At 71.5% G+C, this 24,363-nt stretch carries 24 protein-coding genes and 1 pseudogene; 12 read left to right on the top strand and 13 right to left on the bottom strand.

The window, feature by feature from the left end; translation table 11 throughout:
* The first annotated feature begins 471 nt into the window (after positions 1–471).
* Entirely contained in the window at positions 472–1,155 is a 684-nt protein-coding gene (locus tag ABZ880_RS45985) for a hypothetical protein (protein WP_361276829.1), read from the top strand.
* Positions 1,156–1,262: 107 nt separating this feature from the next.
* Here the strand turns inward: ABZ880_RS45985 and ABZ880_RS45980 are convergent, their stop codons facing one another.
* On the bottom strand, positions 1,263–2,072 hold the full coding sequence (locus ABZ880_RS45980; RefSeq protein ID WP_361276827.1) for a putative protein N(5)-glutamine methyltransferase: 810 nt from the start codon (positions 2,070–2,072) through the stop codon (positions 1,263–1,265).
* 232 nt (positions 2,073–2,304) lie between these two features.
* Between ABZ880_RS45980 and ABZ880_RS45975 the strand changes: the two genes are divergently transcribed.
* Positions 2,305–2,778, top strand: a complete 474-nt coding sequence (locus tag ABZ880_RS45975; protein ID WP_361276825.1) for a MarR family winged helix-turn-helix transcriptional regulator — start codon at positions 2,305–2,307, stop codon at positions 2,776–2,778.
* Positions 2,779–2,786: 8 nt separating this feature from the next.
* Here ABZ880_RS45975 and ABZ880_RS45970 read toward each other — a convergent pair whose 3' ends face one another.
* Positions 2,787–3,497: a GNAT family N-acetyltransferase gene (locus ABZ880_RS45970; protein WP_361276823.1), complete on the bottom strand. Its 711-nt coding sequence runs from the start codon at positions 3,495–3,497 to the stop codon at positions 2,787–2,789.
* Positions 3,494–4,408, bottom strand: coding sequence for an NADP-dependent oxidoreductase (locus ABZ880_RS45965; protein WP_361276821.1), 915 nt, complete (start codon positions 4,406–4,408; stop codon positions 3,494–3,496). The genes ABZ880_RS45970 and ABZ880_RS45965 overlap by 4 nt, the downstream gene beginning before the upstream one ends.
* A 214-nt stretch (positions 4,409–4,622) precedes the next feature.
* On the opposite strand from ABZ880_RS45965, the gene ABZ880_RS45960 reads away from it, so the two are divergent.
* The 3 genes from ABZ880_RS45960 to ABZ880_RS45950 all read left to right on the top strand — a co-directional run bounded on the left by ABZ880_RS45960 (position 4,623) and on the right by ABZ880_RS45950 (position 6,786).
* Positions 4,623–5,228 carry a sulfite oxidase-like oxidoreductase gene (locus tag ABZ880_RS45960; protein WP_361276819.1) on the top strand — a complete coding sequence of 202 codons (606 nt, stop codon included), beginning with the start codon at positions 4,623–4,625 and terminating at the stop codon, positions 5,226–5,228.
* Complete coding sequence (locus tag ABZ880_RS45955) at positions 5,221–6,006, top strand: ferredoxin reductase (protein WP_361276817.1); 786 nt, start codon at positions 5,221–5,223, stop codon at positions 6,004–6,006. The genes ABZ880_RS45960 and ABZ880_RS45955 overlap by 8 nt, the downstream gene beginning before the upstream one ends.
* Positions 6,007–6,192: 186 nt before the next feature.
* Positions 6,193–6,786 (top strand): hypothetical protein, encoded by a 594-nt coding sequence (locus tag ABZ880_RS45950; protein WP_361276815.1) that lies wholly within the window; start codon positions 6,193–6,195, stop codon positions 6,784–6,786.
* A gap of 31 nt (positions 6,787–6,817) precedes the next feature.
* Here the strand turns inward: ABZ880_RS45950 and ABZ880_RS45945 are convergent, their stop codons facing one another.
* Positions 6,818–8,176, bottom strand: coding sequence for an 8-oxoguanine deaminase (locus ABZ880_RS45945; RefSeq protein ID WP_361276813.1), 1,359 nt, complete (start codon positions 8,174–8,176; stop codon positions 6,818–6,820).
* 117 nt (positions 8,177–8,293) lie between these two features.
* On the opposite strand from ABZ880_RS45945, the gene ABZ880_RS45940 reads away from it, so the two are divergent.
* The 3 genes from ABZ880_RS45940 to ABZ880_RS45930 all read left to right on the top strand — a co-directional run bounded on the left by ABZ880_RS45940 (position 8,294) and on the right by ABZ880_RS45930 (position 11,570).
* On the top strand, positions 8,294–9,262 hold the full coding sequence (locus ABZ880_RS45940) for an acetylxylan esterase (RefSeq protein WP_361276811.1): 969 nt from the start codon (positions 8,294–8,296) through the stop codon (positions 9,260–9,262).
* Between the two features lie 243 nt (positions 9,263–9,505).
* Positions 9,506–10,672, top strand: coding sequence for a serine hydrolase domain-containing protein (locus tag ABZ880_RS45935; RefSeq protein WP_361276809.1), 1,167 nt, complete (start codon positions 9,506–9,508; stop codon positions 10,670–10,672).
* 130 nt (positions 10,673–10,802) lie between these two features.
* Complete coding sequence (locus ABZ880_RS45930; RefSeq protein WP_361276807.1) at positions 10,803–11,570, top strand: GntR family transcriptional regulator; 768 nt, start codon at positions 10,803–10,805, stop codon at positions 11,568–11,570.
* Here ABZ880_RS45930 and ABZ880_RS45925 read toward each other — a convergent pair.
* The 3 genes and pseudogenes from ABZ880_RS45925 to ABZ880_RS45915 all read right to left on the bottom strand — a co-directional run bounded on the left by ABZ880_RS45925 (position 11,540) and on the right by ABZ880_RS45915 (position 13,395).
* Positions 11,540–12,226, bottom strand: coding sequence for an ATP-binding protein (locus ABZ880_RS45925; RefSeq protein ID WP_361276805.1), 687 nt, complete (start codon positions 12,224–12,226; stop codon positions 11,540–11,542). The genes ABZ880_RS45930 and ABZ880_RS45925 overlap by 31 nt on opposite strands.
* Positions 12,120–12,494 (bottom strand): annotated as a pseudogene (locus ABZ880_RS45920) (MEDS domain-containing protein); the annotation flags it as partial. The pseudogene ABZ880_RS45920 and the gene ABZ880_RS45925, both read right to left, overlap by 107 nt.
* A 7-nt stretch (positions 12,495–12,501) precedes the next feature.
* Complete coding sequence (locus ABZ880_RS45915; RefSeq protein WP_361276803.1) at positions 12,502–13,395, bottom strand: MEDS domain-containing protein; 894 nt, start codon at positions 13,393–13,395, stop codon at positions 12,502–12,504.
* A 106-nt stretch (positions 13,396–13,501) separates the two neighbouring features.
* Here ABZ880_RS45915 and ABZ880_RS45910 point away from each other — a divergent pair, with 106 nt between their 5' ends.
* Entirely contained in the window at positions 13,502–14,062 is a 561-nt protein-coding gene (locus ABZ880_RS45910) for an AAA family ATPase (protein WP_361276801.1), read from the top strand.
* A gap of 142 nt (positions 14,063–14,204) precedes the next feature.
* A complete protein-coding gene (locus tag ABZ880_RS45905) occupies positions 14,205–16,283 on the top strand; it encodes an AAA family ATPase (RefSeq protein WP_361276799.1) in 2,079 nt (692 codons plus the stop codon).
* Between the two features lie 3 nt (positions 16,284–16,286).
* Here ABZ880_RS45905 and ABZ880_RS45900 read toward each other — a convergent pair whose 3' ends face one another.
* Positions 16,287–17,015, bottom strand: a complete 729-nt coding sequence (locus ABZ880_RS45900) for a methyltransferase domain-containing protein (RefSeq protein WP_361276797.1) — start codon at positions 17,013–17,015, stop codon at positions 16,287–16,289.
* A 107-nt stretch (positions 17,016–17,122) separates the two neighbouring features.
* Between ABZ880_RS45900 and ABZ880_RS45895 the strand changes: the two genes are divergently transcribed.
* Positions 17,123–17,521, top strand: coding sequence for a nuclear transport factor 2 family protein (locus tag ABZ880_RS45895; RefSeq protein ID WP_361276795.1), 399 nt, complete (start codon positions 17,123–17,125; stop codon positions 17,519–17,521).
* A gap of 25 nt (positions 17,522–17,546) precedes the next feature.
* Here ABZ880_RS45895 and ABZ880_RS45890 read toward each other — a convergent pair whose 3' ends face one another.
* The 5 genes from ABZ880_RS45890 to ABZ880_RS45870 all read right to left on the bottom strand — a co-directional run bounded on the left by ABZ880_RS45890 (position 17,547) and on the right by ABZ880_RS45870 (position 23,773).
* Positions 17,547–19,478 (bottom strand): hypothetical protein, encoded by a 1,932-nt coding sequence (locus ABZ880_RS45890; protein ID WP_361276793.1) that lies wholly within the window; start codon positions 19,476–19,478, stop codon positions 17,547–17,549.
* A 291-nt stretch (positions 19,479–19,769) separates the two neighbouring features.
* Entirely contained in the window at positions 19,770–20,540 is a 771-nt protein-coding gene (locus ABZ880_RS45885; RefSeq protein WP_361276791.1) for an SDR family NAD(P)-dependent oxidoreductase, read from the bottom strand.
* Entirely contained in the window at positions 20,537–21,838 is a 1,302-nt protein-coding gene (hisD, locus tag ABZ880_RS45880; protein ID WP_361276789.1) for a histidinol dehydrogenase, read from the bottom strand. The genes ABZ880_RS45885 and hisD overlap by 4 nt, the downstream gene beginning before the upstream one ends.
* Before the next feature lie 37 nt (positions 21,839–21,875).
* A complete protein-coding gene (locus ABZ880_RS45875; RefSeq protein WP_361276787.1) occupies positions 21,876–22,811 on the bottom strand; it encodes a VOC family protein in 936 nt (311 codons plus the stop codon).
* The gene (locus tag ABZ880_RS45870; RefSeq protein WP_361276785.1) at positions 22,808–23,773 is read right to left on the bottom strand and encodes a fumarylacetoacetate hydrolase family protein; all 966 of its coding nucleotides are present in this window, start codon (positions 23,771–23,773) and stop codon (positions 22,808–22,810) included. Before ABZ880_RS45870 ends, ABZ880_RS45875 begins: the two co-directional genes overlap by 4 nt.
* A 261-nt stretch (positions 23,774–24,034) precedes the next feature.
* Here ABZ880_RS45870 and ABZ880_RS45865 point away from each other — a divergent pair, with 261 nt between their 5' ends.
* Positions 24,035–24,340 carry an antibiotic biosynthesis monooxygenase gene (locus ABZ880_RS45865; RefSeq protein WP_361276783.1) on the top strand — a complete coding sequence of 102 codons (306 nt, stop codon included), beginning with the start codon at positions 24,035–24,037 and terminating at the stop codon, positions 24,338–24,340.
* The last annotated feature ends 23 nt before the right edge of the window (positions 24,341–24,363 follow it).

Below are 24,363 nucleotides of genomic sequence, written 5' to 3'. Positions count from 1 at the left end.
AGTAGCAGGGGTCCCGTTTCCCATGCTGTTCAGCGCGGCACCACGGCCGATGATCAAGTTGACGCACGACCTCACGGCTTAACTACGCGGCATTGGCCGTGAACGACCGGGCTTGTTCCCCGCTCAGGCGGTGGCCAGGTCGGGCATGTTGGCGAACACCCACGCCGTGGTCCCGCGTGTGGCGATGTCGGCCCCGGCGACGTGGTCGGCCGGCCCAGCGAGGCCGCACCGACGACAGTGGAAGTGCTCCCGGGTGCGCCGGTTGGTGCGCTCGGTGTGGCCGCGGACTGGGCGCGGCGCCGTCGTGGGAGCTCTACCGAGCGATGGGCGGCGCCCCGCGCCACCAGGTTGAAGCGCCCGGGACGCCCGGTTCTCACAGGTATTGATTACCTGTTCCTTATCGTCCGCAACCGACAATCACAGCAAGGCGTGGCATGGGGATGCCGGTGCCGTGGCCGATGGGAGCGAGCAGTGACGCACGAGTCGGACGACTGGGAAGTGATGCAGGGCCCGGGCGGGGCGGACCGTACGCCGGAGCCCGCCTGGGACAAGGTCTGGCGGCGGCGCTCGAACCGGGCGCGCGCGGTGATCGCGGCGACCACGGTCGCCGTCCTGGCCCTCGGCGGCACCGTCGCCTACGCCGCGACCTCGGGCGGTTCCAGCGGGAGCGCGACGCCCTCGGCGTCCGGGTCCGCGTCGCCGGACAAGCCGGGTGGTGGCCGGCACGGCGGCCACTGGTTCGACTTCGGCGGCATGGGCGTGCACGGCGAGTCGACGGTGAAGGACCAGGACACCGGCAAGTGGGTGATACGGGTCTGGCAGCGCGGCACGGTCGAGAAGGTCGACGGCGACCAGGTCACCGTCAAGAGCGAGGACGGCGCCGAGTGGACGTGGGCCGTCAACTCGGACACCACCGTGCTGCACGACGGCACGAAGTCCTCCGGAACCGGTGACCTGAAGAAGGACGAGACGGCCGTCCTGGTCGGCACCCGCTCGGACGACGACACCCGGACCGCGACGCGGGTCATCTCCGGGACCTCGGACAACAGGGATCCCGGCGGCTGGCGCGACGGCTTCCCGGGCGGCCACGGCCCCCGGGACTGGCGGATGCCCTCCCCGTCGACGAGCCCGTCGGGCAACGGCGCGACGACCTGACGGCCCGGCGGGCACCAGAGCCCTAAGGCCGATCAGGTCGGCCATGGGGAGCGGCTGTTGCAGCCCGACCAGGCGGTCCGCGACGCGGAGCTGAGCCCGCCGGCCGGCTACGGCCTCGTGCCGATCACCACATTGGCGTACAGCTCCTCGGAGACCGCCAGGCGGGCCTTGAGGCCGCTGGCGGTGAAGGCGTCGAGGGCGGCACGGGTCTGGCGTTCGCTCGTCTCGACCAGTACGCAGCCGCCCGGGGCGAGCCAGTGCGGTGCGTCGGCGGCGACCCGGCGCAGCACGTCGAGTCCGTCCGTGCCGCCGTCCAGCGCGACCAGGGGTTCGTGGTCCCGGGCCTCCGCGGGCAGGAGTCCGACCTGGTCGGTGGGGACGTACGGCACGTTGGCGGCGAGGATGTCGATCCTGCCGCGCAGGTCGTCGGGGAGCGCCGCGAACAGGTCGCCCGTGTGGACGTGACCGCCGAGGGCGGCGACGTTGCGGCGGGCGCAGCGCACGGCGGCCGGGTCGATGTCGGCGGCATGCAGCTCGACCTGGCCGAGCGCGGTGGCCAGGGCCGCGCCGACGGCGCCCGAGCCGCAGCACAGGTCGACCACGACGGATGCCGCCGGGGCCTGGGCGAGGGCCTGTTCGACCAGGAACTCGGTTCGGCGGCGGGGCACGAACACGCCGGGTTCCACGGCGATGCGCAGACCGTGGAACTCGGCCCAGCCGACGACGAGTTCGAGGGGCAGCCCGCCGACGCGGCGGTCCACCATGGCGGCCAGCTCCTGCGGTGTGCGGGCGGCAGAAAGTATCAACTGCGCCTCGTCCTCGGCGAAGACACAGCCCGCGGCACGCAGCGCGGCGACCACGGAATCATGGGAGGACGGCGATGAGGGCGAGGAAGAAGACGGGGAAAGCGGAGGCATGAAAGCGGAGAGCCTTTCGGTACTCGAAGGGCGCTCTCGCGGTCGCCTAGGACCGACGACCCGCATCGACTCGAGAAGAGAGCACCCGACCTGACACAGCGGTAATGGGTCTCACCTCCTCGGTCACGACGGCCGGAACATCCCCGGCCGGACGGCCACATTACCCCAACGGCCGTACGCCGACGCTCCAGCGGACCACCGCGAACAGCCTCGACCGCACTACAGTTGCGCTATGCAACTGAGTGAGGGAGGTCAGGTGGAAGCAGACGAGGCCGTGGAGACCATCCAGCGCGAGATGACGGTTTTCGCCCGCCGCGCCCGGGCCTCCGCGGGACGTATGCACCCCGAGCTGTCGCTGGTCTCGTACACGCTGCTCGGGCATCTGGAGGAGAGCGGCGGCGGCCGGGCCACCGATCTGGCGGCGCACTACGCGCTGGACAAGTCCACGGTCAGCCGCCAGGTGGCCGCCCTGGAGCGGGCCGACCTCATCGAGCGGCGTCTCGACCCGGACGACCACCGCGTCCAGGTCCTGCATCTGACCGAGGCCGGCCGCCGGATCCTCGCCCAGGTCACCGACAGTCGCCGGGCGGCCTTCCGGGAGCGGCTGGCGGGCTGGCCGGGGGAGGATCTGGCGCGGTTCGCCGACTATCTGGTGCGCTACAACTCGTGGGCGCGGCCCGAAGGCGACGCCCACGAGGATGCGTAGAAGAGTGCCTAGGAGACGGCCAACGGCCGTTCGTCCGTGAGGTGTTCGGGGACGCGGGCCGCCCCGAACACGGTGGTGCGGCGCAGCCGGAAGCCGAGGGACTCGTACAGGCGGATGGCGGTGGTGTTGCCGGCGCCGGTGTGCAGGAACGGGCTCTCGCCGCGTTCCCGGATGCCGTGGGCGACGGCGAGGATCAGCCGGGTCGCCAGGCCCGCACCGCGGAAGGCCGGGTCGGTGCAGACGGCGCTGATCTCGGTCCAGCCCGGCGGGTGCAGCCGCTCCCCCGCCATGGCGACGAGGACACCGTCCCGGCGTATGCCCAGATAGGTGCCGAGCTCGATGGTGCGGGCCTCGAACGGGCCGGGTCTGGCCCGGGCGACCAGGTCGAGCATCTCCGGCACGTCGGCGGGGCCCAGGCGGACGGCTTCCGGGTCCGGTGCGGTGGAGAGGCCGTCGTCGACGAGCTGCACGCCGTCGATCTGCAGGGTGATCTCCCAGTCGGCGGGGACCTCCCCGCGGAAGCCGGGCAGTGGCACCTCCGCGCCGGGACCCCACAGCGCCGCGAGGTCGGCCCAGTCCTGGGCGTCGGGCTCGTCGGGCAGTGCGAGCCACGGCGAGACGTCGAGCGGGTAGCGCAGCACCCTGCCGCGGCGCTCGGCGAAGTGCGCGTGCGGGCCGGTCAGGGAGGCGAGGGCGGGATTGTCGAGGATGTGGCTCATCCGGCGACCTCGATCACCGTCTTGCCGCGGGCGTGACCGTCCTCGACGGTGCGCAGCGCCTCGTCGGCCCGCTCCAGGGGGAAGGTCTGCGTCACGTGCGGGTCCAGGGCCCCGTCGACCACCAACTCGGCCACGGCTTCGAGGCGTTCGGAGGTGCGGACCCGGGCGACACGGGAGCCGCCCAGCTTCTCGACCACCTCGGGCTGCGCCCCGGCCGTGACGAGCTTCGTCCGGTCGGCGAGCAGCGTCGCCGCCTCCTCCAGGACATCGCCGCCCACCAGGTCGTACACGCCGTCGACGTCTCCCGGCACGCGCTCGGTCCAGCCCGGCCCGGACGGGACGTGTACGGCGCCGAGGGACTCGACGAAGTCCTTCTTGGCCGCGCTCGACAGCCCCAGGACGCGCAGACCGGCGGCGCGGGCGAGCTGCACGGCCGCGACCCCGACCCCGCCGCCCGCGCCGGTGACGAGCACGGTCGCGCCGGCCGGCAGGTCGAGCTGGCGGATCCCGTCGTACGCCGTCACGCCCGCCACGGGCAGGGTCGCCGCGTCGGCGAAGGACAGCGCGGCGGGCTTGTGGGCGATGAGGTCGACCGACAGCAGTGCGTACTCGGAGTACCCGCCGACGACGGGCCGGCCGAAGACCGCGTCCCCGGCGGCGAAGCCCTCGACGTCGTCGCCGACCTCTTCCACCACGCCGGAGACCTCGTTGCCGAAGTAGGCGGGGAACTCTCGCTCACCGGTCTCTCCGGGGCGCCGGTAGCCGGTGCGCTGCTTCCAGTCGACGGGGTTCACACCCGCGGCACGCACCGCGACCAGCACCTGACCGGGCCCGGGACTGGGCCGGTCCACGTCGACGAAGGCCTCGGCCTCCGGTCCGCCGTAGCGCGTGAAGACGTACGCCTTGGGCACTGCTCCCACTCTCCTTCGCTGTTGCCCGGTCACCGGTTGTAAGGGCCACCGGTCCCGCCATCAGTCGGCAAGTTGCCCGGGCGGGGCGCTATTCCCGGGGCTCGGGAGTGTTCATACGGCCTTAATGATCGCGGGGCGGCCCGGGAGCGGGGCAGGCCCGCCGGGCACGTACGGTTGAATGCGTAAGCAATCACTTCCGTCCCGCTGGATCCGCATGAACGTCACCCGAGGCTTCACCGGACGCACCCGCGTCCACAACCCGGGGCTGCCGCCCGGCCAGTACGACGCCGGCGACGACTGGCCCGTGCTGTCCGCGGAGGTCACGCCCGAACTGGCCCCCGCCGACTGGACCTTCCGCATCGACGGCCTGGTGGAGCGTCCGCAGACCTGGGACTGGGAGCAGGCGCACGCGCTGCCGTCCTCGGCGTACGAGGGCGACATCCACTGCGTGACGAGCTGGTCGAAGTTCGGCGTGCGGTTCGGGGGCGTGTCCCTGGACGCCTTCTTCGATGTGGTGCGACCCCATGGGTCCGCGACCCATGCCGTCGCCTACTCGCACACCGGCTACACCACCAACCTGCCCCTGGCCGACCTGACCGGCGGGCGGGCCTGGATCGCCTGGGAGTACGACGGGCAGCCGCTCTCCCCCGAGCACGGCGGACCCGCACGGCTGCTGGTGCCGCACCTGTACTTCTGGAAGAGCGCCAAGTGGATCGCGGGCATCCGGCTCCTGGACCGGGACGAGCCGGGGTTCTGGGAGCAGAACGGCTACCACGCGCGGGGCAACCCGTGGGAAGAGCAGCGGTACTCCGGTGACTGAGACCTTCACTCCCCCGTCCTTCACTCCCCCGTCCTTCACTCCCCCGACCCGGTTCGCCGTCCCCGGCCGCATCGCCGTGAGCAACCGGGCCGCCGCCGTGTGGCAGACCGCGACCCTCACCGAGATCCGGCGAGAGACGCCGCACGCCGCCACCTTCCGGTTCGCCGTGCCCGCCTGGGCGGGGCACCTGCCCGGCCAGCACCTGATGCTGCGGCTGACCGCCGAAGACGGCTATGTGGCGCAGCGCCACTACTCGATCGCGTCCGCACCCGACGATCCGGGGCACATCGAGCTGACCCTGGACCACGTGGCGGGCGGCGAGGTCTCGGGCTGGTTCCACACGATCGCCAAGCCCGGCGACGAGGTCGAGGTGCGCGGCCCGCTGAGCGGCTTCTTCGCCTGGCCGGGCGACCGGCCCGCGCTGCTGATCGGCGCCGGTTCGGGCGTCGTACCGCTGATGTCCATGGTGCGACACCACCGGGCACGCGGTCTCGACGTGCCGCTGCGGCTGCTGGTGTCCGCGCGCAGCCCCGAAGAGCTCATCTACGCGCGGGAGTTGGGCGCGGAGACGACGCCCGTGTTCACCCGCAGCGCGCCGGAGGGTGTGCCGGTGGGACGTATGGCGGCCGCACATGTGGCGCCGCTCCTGGCCGAGCAGCCGGCCGGTGGGTGGGAGGCCTATGTGTGCGGCTCGAACGCCTTCGCCGAGCACGCCTCGCGGCTGCTCGTCGAGGCCGGCCAGCCCGTGGACCGGATCCGCATCGAACGCTTCGGCTGACGGCCCGGTTCGCCCACCGCTTCCCGCACGACTCCCCTCGCGACGCGAAGACTTCGCAATGACCGATCTCCGATCCGCTGGGTAACCGATTTTTGTGGGCACTCGCGCGCATACGAGGTACGGAGGGACAATACGGATCGGACACGGTACGGCCCCTCCGGCTCCGGTGACGGCGAGGAGGTCGACATGCGAACCCGGGTGCGCGGCTGGCGCTGGCGGCGCAATCCGCTGCGGCGCCGGTCGGACGTGGTCGAGGCGTGGACGGCGCTGGCCGTCGCCCTCCTGCTGCTGGTGGGCGCGCCAGTGGCGGGGGCGATCGCGGGCTGGTGGGCCCATGACGAGGCGCGGGCCGTGGCGGCGGCCGAGCGCGCCGAGCGCCACCGGGTGCGGGCCGAGGTCGTGGGAAAGACTCCGGACATGCTGCCCTCGGTGCAGGGCGGCCAGCAGCACTCGTATCGCGTGAACGTCCGCTGGACGGATCCGGCCACCGGCCCGCACACCACGAAGACGCGTGTCCCGGCGGGCACCCGGCAGGGAGACACGGTCAACGTGTGGTTCGACTCCAAGGGCCGGATCGTCGGCCCGCCGCCGAGCGAGACCCAGATCTGGCAGCACGCCCTCACCATCGGCACCTGCGCGACGGGCGGCGCGGTCGCCCTGGTGCTCCTCGGCAACGCCGTCGTACGTCGCGTGTCCACCGGACACCGGCTCCGGGAGTGGGAACGGGACTGGGCCCGCACGGAGCCGGAGTGGACGCGGCGCCAGGCCGGTGGGACGTAGGCAGAAGGCGGGGCGGTGGTAACAGCCGCTGCTATGTGGCCCGTTGTATGCGCCGGGCGATCCGGCCGTGGTCCTTGAGCGCCTGAGTCAGACCCGGCAGGACTGGTTCGCCCCGGTCGACCAGGATCCGGCCGCCGACCACCGTGGTCCAGGCGCGGGCCGGGCCGCAGCGCAGCCAGGCCTCGACGGGATCGCTGAGCGCGCCCGCAAGCGCGACCTCGTGGAGGTCCCAGACGACCAGGTCGGCGCAGGCGCCCGGCCGCAGATGCCCCAGTTCCTCGGCGCGGCCGAGGCAGCGGGCCGAGCCGCGCGTCGCGATGTCCAGGGCGTCACGGGCGGTCATCGCGCCGGGTCCGCCACGGTAGCGGCCCAGCAGCAGGGCGTTGCGGGTCTCCATCCAGAGGGAGGCGTGGTCGGTGGAGGCGGAGCCGTCGCAGCCGATACCGACAGGCAGGCCGAGCTCCCGCATCTCCCTCACGCGTGCCGTGCCACCGCCGATGAGCATGTTGGAGCTGGGGCAGTGCGCAACGCCCACGCCCGCGGCCGCGAGCCGGGCGAGTTCGTCGTCGTTCGGGTAGATGCAGTGGGCGACCCAGGTCCGCTCGCTCATCCATCCGCAGTCCTCGAAGTACTCGACGGGCCGGCAGCCGTAGGTCTCGAGGCAGTAGGTGTCCTCGTCGTGGTCCTCGGCGAGGTGCGTGTGCAGACGTACGTCGTATCGCTCGGCGAGTTCGGCGGTAGCCGTCATGACCTCCTTGGTCACCGAGAACGGCGAGCAGGGCGCGAGCGCGACGCGGATCAGCGCACCGGGCTCGGGGTCGTGTTGGGCCTTGATCAGGCGCTCGCTGTCCGCGAGGACCTCGTCGGTGCTCTGGGTGACGCTGCGTGGCGGCAGTCCCCCGTCCTCGACCGACCGGGTCATCGAGCCGCGGGTCGCGTGGAAGCGGAAGCCGATGTCACGGGCGGCGCGGATCTCGGCGTCGACGAGACGCGGGCGGGGGTGCACGTACAGGTGGTCCGACGATGTGGTGCAGCCGCCCATCAGCAGTTCGGTCATGCCGACGTACGCCGACACGTACGCGGCCTCCTCGTCGAGTGCGGCCCACAGCGGATAGAGCGTGGTCAGCCAGTCGAAGAGGGTGCCGTTGACGGCGGGGGCGTAGGCGCGGGTGAGGTTCTGGTAGATGTGGTGGTGCGTGTTGACCAGGCCCGGGGTGACCAGCCGCCTGGCCGCGGAGACGGTGGTGCGGGCCTCGGGCTCGCTCCCGGCACCGCCCACGGCGGTGACCCGACCATTGGTCACGGCCACCCAGCCGCCGGGGATCTCCCGATCTCCGTCGACGACCAGCAGTTCGGCATCCTTGACCAGCAGATCCACGGCTGACGACATGGCGCCATCGTAGAGGGACAGTCCGGGAAAGACCTGGCGAGTCGTCCGACCACGCACGTACGGTGTGATCATCCGCACTGTCCGTTCACAGCTGTCCCTTCGCAAAGGCGGTCCTACATGGCCCTGTTCGACCTCCCCCTCGACGAACTCCGGGAGTACCGCAGCGCGTCCGTCGAGCCCGAGGACTTCGACGCGTTCTGGTCCAAGACCCTGCACGAGGCCCGCGAGCACGACCTGGACGCCCGGTTCGAACCGGTCGACACGGGCCTGACGACGGTCGAGGTCTTCGACGTGACGTTCGCGGGGTTCGGCGGGCACCCGGTGAAGGGCTGGCTGACGCTGCCCGCCGGGGCCGCGGAGCCGGTGCCGCTGATCGTGGAGTTCATCGGGTACGGCGGCGGGCGCGGCCTGCCGCACGAGCATCTGCTGTGGGCGTCAACGGGCCGGGCGCACTTCGTGATGGACACGCGCGGTCAGGGCAGCGCGTGGGGCGGAGGCGGCGGCACCGCGGACCCGGTGGGCGGCGCGCCCGCCTTCCCCGGTTTCATGACCCGGGGCATCGACGCGCCCGAGAACTACTACTACCGGCGGGTGTTCACGGACGCGGTGCGCGCGGTCGAGGCTGCCCGCTCGCACCCGCTGACCGACGCCTCCCGCACGGTCGCCCTCGGCGCCAGCCAGGGCGGCGGCATCACGATCGCGGTGGGCGGCCTGGTCCCGGACCTGACCGCGATCGCGCCGGACGTGCCGTTCCTGTGCGACTATCCGCGCGCGGCGACCCTCACGGACCGCCACCCGTACCGCGAGATCGGCCTCTACCTCAAGACCCACCGCGGCCACACCGAGGACGCCCTGCGCACCCTCTCCTACTTCGACGGTGTCCACTTCGCCACCCGCGGCCGCGCCCCCGCCCTGTTCTCGGCGGCCCTGGAGGACCAGACCTGCCCGCCCTCCACCGTCTTCGCCGCCTTCAACGCCTGGTCGCACACAGACAAGACGATCGAGGTGTACGACTTCAACGACCATGAGGGCGGCGGGCCTTACCAGGAGGCGGCCAAGGTGAAGTGGTTGCGGTCGTACGTCTGAGGCGCCCGGAACGGAGACACGTGCGGCTGTGGCTGGTCGCACAGTTCCCCGCGCTCCTTCACGGCGCGTCACCGCACGGGTTCGCCGGATCCGCTCGGCCGAGGGGCACGGCATACCGTCGTCAGGAACCCGCCGCAAGCTCTTCCTGCTCCGACCTTCCCTCCAGTCCGACCAGTCGGTACGTTCGGGATGCCCGGGCCGCAGCGTCGCGGTCCGGGTTTGCGGCGGACGACGGAGGAGCCCATGTCGGAGCGCGAGCCAGAGGTGCACGGTCACTGTGACGAGCGGTTCGCCGCGGTGCGGGCGGCGTTCGAGGAGAACTTCCGGGAGCGCGGGGAGCTGGGGGCCGCGGTCTGCGTCACCGTCGGCGGGACGAACGTCGTCGATCTGTGGGGTGGTTGGGCCGACGCGGCACGCAGCCGCCCCTGGGAGAGCGACACGCTGGTCAACGTGTGGTCGACGACGAAGGGTCCGACCGCGCTGTGCGCACACATCCTCGCCGACCGCGGACTGCTCGACCTCGACGCACCGGTGGCCGCCTACTGGCCCGAGTTCGCCGCGGCCGGCAAGGACAAGGTCCTCGTACGGCATCTGCTGTCGCACCGGGCGGGTCTCGCCGGACTGCGTGAGCCGCACTCGCTCGAGCAGCTCTACGACTGGGAGTTCACCACACAGCGGCTCGCGGCGACCGAGCCCTGGTGGGAGCCGGGGACGCGGTCCGGGTACCACGCCTTCACCTACGGCTTCCTGGTCGGGGAGGTCGTACGGCGCGTCTCGGGGCTGTTGCCGGGGGCGTTCCTGGAGCGGGAGGTGACCGGGCCGCTGGGGATCGACTTCACCGTCGGCCTGCCGGAGAAGGAGGCGGGGCGGGCGGCCGAACTGGTGCATCCGCCGGCCGCATCCAGCAGCGAACAGGCGGCGATCTTCAGCCAGTTGGCACCCGCGGCGCTGGCCGCGCTGGCCAATCCCGTGGTGGGTGCCGATGAGGCCAACACGCCCGAGTGGCGGGCCGCCGAGATCCCGGCGGCGAACGGGCACGGCACGGCCCGGGCGGTCACCGCGCTCTACGGGATCTTCGCGGGCCGGGGTTCCCACGACGGCCATCGCATCCTGTCCCCCGAGGCGGCCGAGCGGGTGCGCGAGGGACAGGGCAGCTGCCGGGACCTGGTGCTCGGCGCCGGGCTCGGGAGCGATACGGAGATCGGGCTCGGTCTGTGGCTGAGCGGCCCGAACGGCTCCTACGGACCCAACCCGCGGGCTTTCGGACACGACGGCTTCGGCGGCTCCTGCGGCCTCGCCGACCCCGAGGCGGAGGTGTCGCTGGGCTATGTGATGAACCGGATGGGGCCTCATATCGCCAACGACCCACGGAAGATGGCCCTGATCGACGCCCTGTACAGCGCACTGTGAAGGGTGGTGCACGCGGGCCGGTTTCGGCCGAACCGCCGGGACGGTCTTCCCTGGTGGTTTAGACCAATGCTAGATCTGGTGACGCAATCAGCCCGCACGGCTACGGTACGTCACCCTCAGGAGGCGCGGCATGGCCCGCACCACCCCGCACGACCCGGCCCGCACCACCCCGCACGACCAGGACCTCCCCGCAGCGCAGCCGCTGTACTGGCGCGTCGCGACGCGGCTGCTCGGCGAGTTGCGCGACGGCAGCATCCCGCCCGGTGAACGGCTACCGGGCGAACGGCAGTTGGCCGAGCGCTTCGGCGTCAGCCGGGAGACCGTACGGCAGGCGCTGGAGGTGCTGCGCCGGGACGGTCTGGTCTCCACCGACCGGCGGGGCAGCCATGCCACGCTGCCCGGTCTGCCGGTGGAGACCCCCTCCTCGCTGGCCTTCCCCGTCGGCGCCCGGGCCGCGGACCCGTGCGCCGTCGACCGGGCCACGGTCGCCTGGGAGACTCCCCCGCCCGAGCACGCCGAGGCACTGGGGCTCGCCCCGCACCGGCAGACCCTCGTGCACCGCTACGAGTCCGCCGGTGCGGACGGCCGCGACCGCCGCACGGCCGTGACCTCCTTCTCCGCCGTCGCCCTCGCCGAGGTCGAGGAGCTCGCCCGCTACCGCGACCGCGCCGACGGCGCCGCCTCGGCCCAACTGCGCCGCGCCTACGACTGGATGCGCAAGGCAGGCCTCACCCTGCACCACCGCGACTCCATCACCCCGCTCGCGGGCGCGCCCTCGGTGCGCGTCACCCGGCAGGTCCACGACCAGTACGCCAGACCGCTGGAGATCACCGACCTGGTCGTGGACGCCCAACAAGGCGCCCTCGTCTACGAGTTCACCGTGCCCGCGGCGGGCTGACCGACCGCGGGTCCGCGTCGGAAGTACAGCCGAAGGACGGGGCCCGACGGGGCGAGATCGTCGGCGACGAGGTCGCTCAACTGCCGCACCAGCCACATCCCATGACCGCTCAGCGCCCGTGGCTTCGGCGGCAGATGACCGGGAAACGGCGGACGGGCCGCCGCGGTGTGCGTCCCGCCGTCGGCGATCTCGCAGATGACGTGGTCGGGATCGCTGTGCAGTCGTACGACACCGTGTCCGCCGCCGTGCCTCACCGTGTTGACCACGGTCTCGTGGACCGCCGCCACCAGGTCGTACGTCCGCTGTTCGGGCAGGCCCAGGCGGCGGGCGCGGGCGGCGAGGGCGCGGCGGACGGCGGCCGAACCGCCGCGGGTGAAGCGGATGCCGTGCGCCGTGGCGGGCAGAGGGGCCGGACCGTGCTCGTCGCACTCGGCGGAGAAGGCCGCCGCGTCCGCGTAGTCGCCTGCGTAGAGCTCGTGGGTGAGTTCGGGGGTGCGTACGAGCGGCGCTGCGCACGACGGGCTCGGGGAGCGCCGTGGTGTCGTAGGGGCACAGGATCCAGTGGCCGGAGCCGGCGAAGGCGATGTTGAGCAGGGACTCGCAGCGCATCCACTCGCGGGTCTCGAAGGCGGTGCGGCCCGTCCAGACCGGTTCACCGATGACGCGCACGCGCCGGTCCGCTCCGTGCCGTTCGCAGTAGGTGTGGTAACGGCCCAGGGTGCGGGACGGGTACTGGTACCAGTCGCGTGCGTCGACGACTTCGACCTCGCTGGACCGGTCGCCGAGTGCGTCGCCGAGCTGGGTGAGGTTGCGGGCGCTCACCACGGCCAGGACGGCGTCGCCCGCGTCCAGCCCTGCGTGCTCGAAGCCGGTGGTCTCGGTGAGGGTGTCCGTGTCCGAGCCACAACGCAACGCCTGATGCACAAACCGCTCATGTCTCCTCTCCTTGGGGCTCGAGGCGCAGCCCCGGGACCCGGTCCCAGCCGGTCACTCGCATCACCCGCTGGACGTGCGGGGCGACGCCCGACAGTTCGAGGGTGCCGCCGGCCGCGTACAGGGCGAGTGCCTTGAACACCAGCAGGCGCAGTGCGCCGACGTCGATGAAGCGCAGGTCGTGCAGGTCGAGATGGGTGCAGGCGCCGTTCGCGGTGCGGGCGCGGGCGCGGGCCGTCTCGGCCTGCAGGGCGCGGGCGACGGCGGTGACGTTGCTGTCGTCGACCTCGCCGGCGAGGGCGAGGCCCGGGGGTGCGAAGGTGCGGGTGATGGCCAGGAGGTCGTCGCGCCACACCTCGTCGGCGGCGACCCGGCCGTGGTGCAGTCCGGTGAGCGGGGTCAGCTCTGTCTCGTCGAAGACCCGGCGGTCGTACTGGCAGATGCCGAGCACCGGCAGCGAGGAGAACACGGGGTCGAGCAGCAACTCGCTGTCGTGCAGCGTCTTCAGGCCCTTGCCGGCCTGGGCGCGCAGGATCTCCGCGCACACCCGCAGGCCGAGGAAGCCGTCGCCGACGGCGCGGCGTGCCTCGCGGCGGATCACCTCGTCCAGATCCCACAACCCCTCCGGGTCGGCGACGTGCGGGTCGACGCACAGCCGGCCGCCCTCGATCTCCTCGTCGACCCGGCAGCCGTGCGCCTCCAGGAAGGACAGGGCGACATGGGCCGGTATGTCGGCGGGTGGCAGCAACAGGCCGCGATGCCCGCTGGCCAGGCCGTCCAGCAGGAACGCGGCGAGGACGGTGTCGCGCTCCTCGTCCGTGTCGTAGCCGAGGAGCAAGTGGTCTCCCTGGCGCATCTGTCCCACGGTTTTCAGGGTGGGTATGACGGCCATCCCCATACCTCCTAAGGTGGATGGACCGGTTCCACGCTACGCCGGAAGCAGCCTTCTGGTGAGGAGTCGGGCAACCGGATTGCGGGCCGGCGGGCGCGCTGCCACCATGCCGGTCGTGACCGCTGCCGAAGCACCGAGCTGCCTGCTCGTGACAGGAATGCCGGGGGCCGGGAAGTCCACCGTGACCAGGCTCGTCGCCGAACGGCTGCCGCGTTCCGCCCGGCTTGACGGCGATGAGTTCAACAGGATGATCGTCAGCGGTTTCGTCTGGGCCCTGGGCGAGCCCGCCGACGAGGCGGCGCGGCAAGTGGAGCTGTTGCACCGCAATCTGTGCGCACTGGCCAACAACTTCGCCGACGCGGGTTTCACGCCGCTCATCGATGCGATGGTCCCCTCCCGCGAGAAGCTGGATTTCTTCCTCGGTCTCCTTCCGGCTCGGCGGGTCTTGTTCATCGTTCTCGCACCGGGCATCGAGGTGTGCCGGTACCGCAACACGATCCGTGATCCACGGGAGCGGTTCGACTTCGACGGCTATGAAGACCTCGATGCCGCCATGAAGCGCGAACTCGGCGATGTCGGCTGGTGGTTCGACACCGCGTCCCTCACGCCCGAGGAGACCGCCGATCGCATCGTCCGGGATGCTCACCGTCGCGCCCCGGTGAACTGACCGCAGGCCGGCAGCGGCCACCGCCGCCGACGCCGTTCGGGTCACCCGGCTGAGCACGGCCGTTCCCGGCATCGGGATCCCTCCCGCTCGGCCTTCGGGGACGGTTAAGGTGTCCGCCATCGGTTCCGGTGATGGGGGGACGATGGCGGCCTCTGTTCAGGGCGGCAGGATCGGCAACCTTCCCGCCGAGGCGAACGTCTTCGTCGGCCGTCAGCTCGAACTGGCTGAAATCGCGGGGTTGTTGGGAACCGAGCGGCTGGTGACACTGACGGGGTCCGGCGGGGTGGGGAAATCCCGGCTGGCGCTGCGGGCCGCGCATGCCGCGAAGGCCGCGTTCCCGGGCGGGACCTGGCTGGTGGAGCTGTCCGAGCTGCGGGACCCGGAGCTGCTCACGAACACGGTGGCGCAGGCGACCCGGCTGACGGAGCAGACGCTGCGGCCCCTGCTGCAGGCGGTGTGCGAGCACCTGGCGGGGGCGCCCGTGCTGCTGGTGCTGGACACCTGTGAGCACGTCCTGGACGAGTGCGCGCGGGTGGTGCAGGAACTCCTCGCGAACGTCGAGGAGTTACGGGTGCTGGCCACCAGCCGGCAGCCGCTGGGCGTGCCGGGCGAGCATCTGCTGACGGTGGCGCCGCTGCCGCTGGGGGAACGCGACGACGCGGTGGCGCTGTTCACCGCGCGGGCCGCGGCGGCGGTGCCGTCGTTCGCTCTGACCGACGCCAACCGGGCCCATGTGGCCGCGGTCTGCGCCCGCCTTGACGGCATCCCGCTGGCCCTGGAGCTGGCCGCCGTACGGCTGCGGGGTTTTCCCCTGGACCGGCTGCTGGAGGGCCTGGACTCCCGCTTCGACCTGCTGGTCTCGCCCGCCCGGCCGCGCCTGGCCCGGCATCAGACGCTGCGCACGGCCATCGGCTGGAGCCACGAGCTGTGCACCCCGCTGGAGCGGCTGCTGTGGGCCCGGCTGTCGGTGTTCGCCGGCGGCTGGGACGTGGAGGCGGCCGAATTCGTGTGCCACGGCGGCCCGTTGGACGCCGAGGAAATCCTCGCGCTGCTGGCCTCGCTCACCGAGAAGTCCATCGTCACCCTCGACGGCGACGGGGCCGCGGTGCGCTACCGGATGCTGGACACCGTGCGCTCGTTCGGCGACGAGTGGCTGACCGGGCTCGGAGAGCGGGAGGCGGTGCGGCTGCGGCACCGCGACTACTTCCGCTGGGTCGCCCGTCAGGGCGAGGCCGAGTGGCTCGGGCCCGGGCAGCGGATGTGGGCCGAGCGGCTGGCCGCGGAGCACGCCAATCTACGTCTGGCCATCGAGGAGTGCCTGGCGGCGCGGGAGCCCGAGACGGCGCTCGAACTGACCGGTTGTCTCTGGTACTTCTGGTTCGCCTGCGGTTTCGCCGAGGAGGGCCGCGTCTATCTGGAGCGGGCGCTGCGCCGTGCCTCCGACGGTGGCGGACCCGAGCACACACTCGCGATCTGGGCGCACCGTCTGGTCACGGTCGTGCCGGACGACCTGGAGGCCGCCGAGTCGGTGAGCGCCGCCTATGTGTGGCTCGCCGAGGAGCGCCGACTGCCGGTGCCCGCGCTGCCGTTGACCGGGGCGAGCCTGGCGGTGCGGGGCGAGTCGGCGCGCTCGGCCGTGCTGTACGGGCGGGTCCGGCAGGCGCCCGCGGCCGACGGCGGCGCCGAGTTCTTCCAGCTGCTGACACTTGCCCTGCAGGCGTATCTGCTGGCCAGTCAGGCTGCGTTCGAGCGGTGTGCCGCGGTGGCCGAACGGTTGCGCGCCGAGTGCGCCAAGCTCGGGGAGCTGTGGATGCGGGCCTGGGGGGACTTCTTCCTCGCGCTCGCCGCGATCGGTCTGGGCCACCTGGACGAGGCGGTGCGTTCTGCACGCGAGGCGCTCACTGCCAAGTGGCGGGTGCACGACCGGCTCGGTGCCGCCGCGGTCGCCGACCTCTTGGTGGTCGCGCAGGCCTCGCGTGGCGAGGCGGAGCTGGCCGCCCGCCTCCTCGGCATCAGCAGACGCCTGTGGTACGCGGCGGGGCTGCCGCAGCTCGGCAGACCCGACAAGACGGTCTTCCACCGCGAGTACGAGCGCCGACTGCGCGCGGCCCTCGGGGACGCCCGCTTCACCGAAGCGGTGTCCGAGGGACGGGAGTTGAGCCAGGACGCGGCGATCGCGCTGGCACTGGGCGGCGTACGAGTGGACGTGGACGACCTTTGATCGTCACGTAGGCCGCCGGGCCGTCACCAGTCGCACGCGCGGGCTCCCGTCCGCGCGGCGCCCGAACTCCGGCAGGGCCTGCAGCTCCACCTCGAATCCGGCGGCTTCCAGCTCCCGTCGCACGTCGCCGAGCCGGAAGGACCGGTAGTACATGACGAACGGCGGCCGCCACACCGCGTTGCGCACCCGCATGACGGCGTCGAAGCCGAGCAGCATCCAGAACGCCGGGGACGAGGGCCGGGGCGGGGCGAGAACGGGGAAGGCGAAACGGCCGCCGGGCCGCAGCACGGAGTGGACCTGGGCGAACAGGCCCGGTAGTTCCGCGGGCAGGAAGTGCCCGAACGCCCCGAAGCTCACCACCAGGTCGAAGGCGCCGGGGGCGAACGGGAGGGCGCGGGCGTCCCCGCGGACCCAGGAGACCGCCGGTCCCGGCGGCCGTACCTGCTCCTGGGCGACGGTGAGCATGCCCGCGCTGAAGTCGACGCCGGTGACGCTGTGCCGGCACACCCGGGCGAGTACGTCGACTCCGGCGCCGGTGCCGCAGCACAGGTCGAGCCCGGCGTCGAAGGGCCCGGTCCGCTCGAGCGCCGAGCCGACGGCGTCGAGTACCGAGTCGGGCGTACGGAAGGGGGTGTGGTCGAACTTCGGGGCGAGCAGGTCGTAGCCGCGCTCGACGGACGACAGGGCCTGGACGGCGAGCTCGCGGAGACTGGGGCCTTCGGGGCTGAACATCCACGTCAGCTTAGGGGAACACGTCCGGAACAGGCCCGTGGACAGGTCGGGAATCGTTCATTACTCTCATCGGCACCTACTCTACTAGTTCACTATGAGGTGATCCGATGCGCGCGTTCCGCGAGGCGGTCGAGGCAGGTGACCTCGACGCCGTCGAGGCGCTGCTGGCGGAGGACGTCGTCTTCACGAGCCCGGTGGTGTTCAAGCCGTACCCGGGCAGGGCGATCACCGCGGCGATCCTGCGCGCGGTGTCACAGGTGTTCGAGGACTTCCGGTACGAGCGTGAGCTCGCCGGCGCCGACGGCCGCGACCATGCGCTGGTGTTTGCGGCGCGGGTCGGCGACCGTGAGCTGACCGGATGCGACTTCATCCACCTCGACGAGGACGGTCTGATCGACGAACTCACCGTCATGGTGCGGCCGTTGTCGGGTGCGCAGGCGCTGGCGGCCGCCATGGGCGCACGGTTCGAGGAGATCGCGAAGGAGGCGGAGGCGCGGTCTGTCTGAAGAGCCGCGCCGCCGCCTCCCGACCTCACGCCACGGTGAGGGTGATGGCGCCGGTGTAGCTCTTGCCGGCGGTGATGGCCGTGGTGGTGCCGTCGACGGTCATGGTCACCGTCCTGCCGCGCGGCGCCTTCACGGCGGCGTCGGAGGCGAGGGTGAGGCCGGTGAGGTACGAGGTGCCGGTGACGGTCCAGGCCGAGCCGCTGTCCAGCTTCACGATGGCGCCGTTGTTGACGGCGGCCTGGACGGTGTTGGTGACGATGCCGAGCTCGTAGAAGGTGGACGCGTCGATGCTGGAGACCCGGTGCTTGGCCCTCGTCGCCGAGATGACGCCCTCCACGGTCGAGTCCTCGAAGGTCAGGACCATGTTCTTGCCCTTGCGCATGCCGTTGTAGAAGTCGCCCCTGAGCGCTATGGAGGTGAAGGTGGCGGCTCCGTCGGTGGTGTGGACGGCGGTGGTGTCGAAGGACGAGTCCTTGGTGGGGTCGTCGGTGGGCTCGGTGTAGACGCCGGTGTTCATCATCTTGCCGTTGACGTTGACCGGGCCCGGGTCGTCCAGCTCGATCATCTGCAGGATGATGCCGTCGCGCGGGTTGAGGCGGGCGCCCTTGGAGCCGTCGACGGTGATCGTGGTCTGCTGGCCCTTGTTGAGAAAGGTGGCCCGTTCGGAGTTGATGACGGTGCCGCCGTCGAGGGTGAGCGTGCCGGCGCCGAAGAACATGTAGCCGAAGTGGCCGGAGTTCACGACCGTGTTGCGGGCCGGAAGCGCTGCCAACTCGGCGTCGGTGAGGCCGAGTTCGAGTTCGGTGTTGAGTGACGCCACGGCGTCGGAGGTGCTGTCGCCGTAGTGCACGACCGCGGCCGGCCCGGCGATGATGGTGGCGTAGCTGCCGACGTCGAAGCGGGAGCCGAGGACACGGACGGTGGCGTCGCCGATGGCGTAGGTGCCGTAGCCGTACTCCCCGGTGTTGCCGACGTGGCTGTTGACCGCGGTCAGCTTGAGGCCGCTGCCTCCCTCGACCGACAGGGCGCCCCAGGTCTCGGAGAAGACGGTCGAGTTGAGGTAGGTGGCGGTGCTGTTCTTGCCGATGAGGTTGGTGGCGCGGACATTGCCGTCGAGGCCGAGCATCCAGGGCACCGACTCCATGTAGGGCGTCTCGACGGTGGCCTGGTAGTCGGAGGGCAGGACGCCGTTGCGGCAGCGGACGGAGGAGTTCTTGACCACCACGTTGGCGCCGTCGTTGGAGATGACGCCGGTGCGGACCACCCCCTTGTTGCTGATGCGGGCTCCGTCCACGACGAGCTTGGTGGCGGAGCCGTCGCCGACGACCGCGGCGCCGTAGCCGGCGAAGTCGCAACGGCCGTTGCCGGTGAGGGAGAAGGTGGGCCGCTCCAGCGTGTAGATGCCGTCCTGGACGTACACGCCGTCGAAGCACTCGCCGGTCGAGGTGATCGACACGTTCTTCGCGAGGGCGTCGGTGAGCTTGCCGCCGAGGACGGCCGCGAGGACGGACTTGTCGCGTACGACGCCGTCGCCGTCGACGTACAGGGCCTGCCGGAAGGGGAAGGTGAGCGTCTCGTACGTCACCTCGTTCGCGGCCGCCACCGTGAGGACGACGTCGCCCCGGTAGGTGCCGGCCTGGATCAGGGTCGCGGTGCCGCCGGTCCCGGTGAGGAGCTGGCCGGTCTCCACGCCGTCGACGGTCAGGGAGAGGCTGTAGCCGTCCGGGGCGACGATCTTCCCGCCGTCCGCGATGGTCAGTTGCCCCAGCCGGGTCGTCGAGGAGAGTTCGTACGTCTCTCCCGAGCCGACCGTGATCTGCTTGGCCGACGCCGACGCCGACGCCGACGCCGACGCCGACGCCTGCGGGGCGGCGGAGGCGGAGGCGGCCGGAACCAGCAGGGCTCCCGCCGTGGCGGTACCGGCGATCAGGATGGAGCGACGGGTGATCATCGTCATTGGATGCCTTCCCAGGGATCGAGTGCGCCGTTGCGCAGTGTGACGAACCGGCCGTCTCGTACACGGCGGCGACGGCTCGGAGCAGGGCACCGATGGTGCGCACGAGGGAGTGAATCAGCCCTGGGAAGAGGGGAATAGGCACTTCACACACGCATCCCGGAACCCGATGCCTCGGATCGGGCCCCCGGTTTCATGGCGATGACACAGAGTGGTCACAGGGCTTGATCGCGGGCACGCAGCACGGCGAGGCGGGCGGCTGTCACGCCGTCCACCTCGCCGTTCTGTGTTCGGTTATGCGGGTGCGATCATCCCCGCCGACAGGTCGATGTCCGCTCCGCACAGGCCCGGCATGGCGAGCATCGCCAGCAGTGCCCGTGCCACCTCGTCCTCCTCGACCAGTCGGCCCAGGGCGGCCCGGGAGGCGAAGTCGTGCTCGGCCTCCTCGACGGTGCAGCCGGTCAGTTCGGCGGTCAGCCGGAAGTTCCGGTCCATACGCGGGCCCCGAACCGGGCCGGGGGAAAGGGAGTTGACCGCGACGCCCCGTGGGCCGACCTCTCCGGCCAGGGTGCGGGTGAGCCCGATCAGCGCCATCTTGGAGGCGGTGTACGGGGTGCGGTTGAGCAGCGGGCGTTTGCCGCTCACCGAGGCGACGTTGACGACGTCGCCCCGTCCGGCCTCGAGCATCGGCGGCAGGAAGGCCCGGCACATGAGGTAGACGCCGCGGACGTTGACCGCGAACACGTGGTCCCACTCGTCCGGTTCGACGTCGACGAGCGAGCGCACCGGGCCCGCCACACCCGCGTTGTTGACCAGCAACGACACGTCCTCGTCGGCGAGTTCGGCGGCCAGCCGCCCCACCGAGACGGGGTCGGAGACGTCGCACACCGCCGTGCGGGCCTCACCGCCCTCCTTGGCGACCCGGGCGGAGGCGTCCGCGAGGGCCTGTTCACCACGGCCGACGAGGATCAGCCGGGCGCCCGCGTCGGCCAGGGCCAGCGCGAAGGCCCGGCCCAGCGGTCCTCCCCCGCCGGTGACGAGCGCCGTGCGCCCGTCGAGGGTCATGCGGTGTTCCACGGGAGGTCGTCACCGGCGGCCTTCGCGGCCCTCACGTCACCGGAACGGGCGTGGCCCTCGAACAGCTCGACGCGCGAGGCGCGCCCGCACAACCGGCCGAGCAGGGCCTGCGAGTCGGTGTCGGTGACCTCCTGGTAGGTCACGGTCTTGAGGTACTTCCCCACCCACAGGCCGCCGGTGTAGCGGGCGGCGCCACGGGTCGGCAGCACGTGATTGGTGCCGATGACCTTGTCGCCGAAGGACACACAGGTGCCCTCGCCGAGGAACAGGGCGCCGTACTGGGTCATCTTCTGCAGCGCGAGGCGCGGCTCGGCGGTGAGCACTTCGACGTGCTCGAAGGCGAACTCGTCGGCGAGCGCGTACAGTTCGTCGATCGTGTCGACGACGTGCACCTGACCGTGGTCGCGCCAGGCGGGCTCGGCGTAGTCGCGGGTCGGCATGCCGGGCAGGATCCGCTCGACCTCGGCGACGGTCTTCTCGGCGACCTCGCGGGACGTGGTGATCAGGACGGCCGGGGAGTCCGGGCCGTGTTCGGCCTGGGAGAGCAGGTCGACGGCGCAGACGAAGGGGTCGGCGTGCTCGTCGGCGAGGACGAGGATCTCGGTCGGGCCGGCGAACAGGTCGATGCCGATCTCGCCGAAGAGCTGTCGCTTGGCCTCGGCGACATAGGCGTTGCCGGGCCCGGCGATCAGGTTCACCGGCTGCATGCTGTCCGTGCCGACGGCCATCGCGGCGACCGCCTGCACGCCGCCGAGCAGCCAGATCTCGTCCGCGCCGGCCAGGTGCATGGCGGCGACGGTGGCGGCAGGGATCTCGCCGCGGATGGGCGGCGTACAGGCAACCACCCGGGGGACGCCCGCGACCTTGGCGGTGACGATGGTCATGTGGGCGGAGGCGGTCAGCGGGTAGCGGCCGCCGGGGATGTACGCGCCCGCGGCCTGCACCGGGATGTGCTTCTGTCCGAGGCGCACGCCCGGCAGCGTCTCCACCTCGAACTCGCCCAGGGACTCCAGCTGATGGCGGGCGAAGGTGCGCACCTGCTCCTGGACGAAGCGGATGTCGTCGATGACCTGCTGCGGCACCGACGCGACGATCTTCTCGACCTCCTCCTCGCTCAGCCGGAAGGAGTCCGGGCTCCACTTGTCGAACTTCTCGGAGTACGCGCGCACGGCCTCGTCGCCCCGCTCGCGGATGTCCGCGATGACGCCGGCGACGGTCTCGCGCACCTGGCCCAGGGAGGCGGTGACCTCCGCCTTGGGTACGGCGTGCTTCAGGATCTCTGCCACAACTGCGGCCTCTCTCAGGGTAATTGCGGGTGTCGGCTCAGACGGGCGGCGCTTCGAAGAGCACGTCGGGGTCGTTGAACTGCTCCTTGGCGACCGACTCGCTCATCGGGTCGGCGGTGCCCCACTGGTCCTGGGTGATCGGGTCGTCGACGTCGTGGCGGCCCGGGTGCCAGAAGTCCTCTTCCAGTACGGCGAGTTCAGTCGTGTACTCGACGGTGTTGCCGTGCGGGTCGTGGAAGTACGAGAACGTGTTGTCGCCCGCGAGATGTCGCCCCGGCCCCCAGGTGAGCCGCGTCCCGGCGCGCAGCGCCCGTCCCGTGCCGCGCATGTACTCCTCGACGCCGCGCATCTCGAACGAGGCGTGGTGCAGGGAGACATGGGGTCCCCGCGCGATGGCGAAGGAGTGGTGCAGCGGGCTGCACCGCAGGAAGTACATGAGGTCACCCATGTGCGTGGAGTACAGGGTGTCGGTGAGCCGGAAGCCGAGGTGCTCGACGTAGAAGTCCCGGAGCCCTTCCGGGTCCTGGGAGTTGACCACGCAGTGCGAGAGCCGTACGGGGACGGCCTCACGTTCCTCGATCTTGCGGTGGGTACGGGTGGCGACGTCGGCGGACACCTCGACGACGCGTCCGTCCGGGTCGAAGAACCGGAAGCCGTAACCACCACCGGGAGTGTCCAACACCTTTGGTTCATGGACGAGTTGGACTCCCGCCCGCCCGAGCCGCACCGCCAGCTCGTCGACGGCCGCCGGGGAGACGGCCCCGAAGGCCACGAGATCCATCCGCTTGCGCTCGTCCTTGCGGATCCGCACGATGTACTGCTCGGGACTGCCCTCGGCCGCGAAGAACGCGATGCCGTTGTCGTTCGCTACCTCGGTCAGACCCCAGGTGGTGCCGTAGAACGCGCGCTGGGTGTCGAAGTCCGGTACGGCCAGGTCGACATGGCGCAGATGGGTGATGGGCTGGAAGCTCATGCGTGGCTCCTGACGGTGTTGCGCTGGTGGCCCAGGCCGGTGATCTCCGCGTCCACGACATCTCCGGGCTTCAGGAACACGCCCCAGTGCGCGCCGTTGCCGGCCGGGGAGCCGGTGAGCAGCAGGTCGCCGGGGCGCAGGGTGCTGGTCGTGGAGACGTACGCGATGAGCCGCGGGATGTCGAAGATCATGTCCTTGGTGGACTCGTCCTGGCGGACGACTCCGTTGTGCCGCAGGGTGATCCGCAGGTCGTTCGGGTCGCCGGCGAAGGCTGCCGGAACGAGGAAGGGCCCGGTCGGCAGGAAGGTGTCGGCGTTCTTGGCGGTGAACCAGTCGGTGCCGATGGCCTTCAGGTCGGGCCGGTAGAGGCGGTCGCGGGTGGTGAGGTCGTTGCAGATCGTGTAGGCGGCGACGTACGACATTGCGTCCTCGGCCGGGATGTTCCGGCCCGACTTGCCGATGACCAGGGCGAGTTCGAGCTCCCAGTCGTGCTGCTCACCCAGCCCGGGGAGCACGATGTCGTCGTACGGGCCGGTCATCGCGCGTGGCGAGCCGAGGAAGACGTACGGCACACCGCTGCGGATCCGCTCGTCCATCATCTTCTCGGCGTCGGCGCGGGCCTCCTCGGGGGTGGCGCCGTGCACGCTCTCCTTCTCGGCGGCGACCAGATCGACCACGTGCTTGCGGTAGTTGGCGCCGCTCTGCAGGATCTGGCCCGGCTCGAACGGGATCAGGACGCGCAGTTCGGCCAGCTCGTGCCAGGTGCCGTCGGCCGACGCGGCGAGGTCGTGCAGGCGGGGCAGCCAGCCGTCCCAGTCCTCGACGATCGCGCGCACGGAGGGCACCTGGTCGGACAGGTCACGCACGTGTGCCCCGGTGACCAGGCCGGGGAAGGCTCCGGCGCCGTTCGAGAACGTGCCGAGCGCGAAGGGACCGGCATGGGCGAGAAGGGGATCGGGCACGGGCGGCTCTCCTCGTACGGGTACGGATGCGGGGCTCGCCTCTGACGCTAGGCAGCCGCGCGGGACGGCGGAAATGGCCGTTGGCGATGCCTGCCATCACCGGTCCACGCCGCCCCTGCCTGCACCGATGTGCGGCGCCTCCATCGCCGTACGGGATGGATGACGTCCCCCTTGCCGATGCCTCGATCCGTTGACCGTGCATCGACCGCCACGCAGGCTCGGAGCACCCACCCACAAGAGCCATCACCATCGGAGAAACACGTGGTCGTCGAGCATGCCGAGCTGACCGTCGAGGCCGGCCGGGAAGCGGAGTTCCAGGAGGTCTTCGGCAAGGCACGGGAGGTGCTCGCCGAGGCCGACGGGTTCCGCTGGACCGAGCTGCTGCGCTGCGAGGAGCGGCCGCGGACCTTCCTGCTGCTGGTCGGCTGGGACTCGGTCGAGGCGCACACGGTCGGCTTCCGTGAGTCCGAGCGCTTCGGGCGCTGGCGGGCCCTGGTCGGACCGTTCTTCGCCGAGCCGCCGGCCGTGGAGCACTACCACGAGCTGGACGCGCGCTTCACCGGCTGAGCCGGACCCCTCTCCTCTTCTAC

Origin of the sequence: Streptomyces sp. NPDC047043 (assembly GCF_040644055.1) — a bacterium.
Lineage (GTDB): Bacteria > Actinomycetota > Actinomycetes > Streptomycetales > Streptomycetaceae > Streptomyces.
This window is presented reverse-complemented; position numbering and strand designations above follow the sequence as displayed.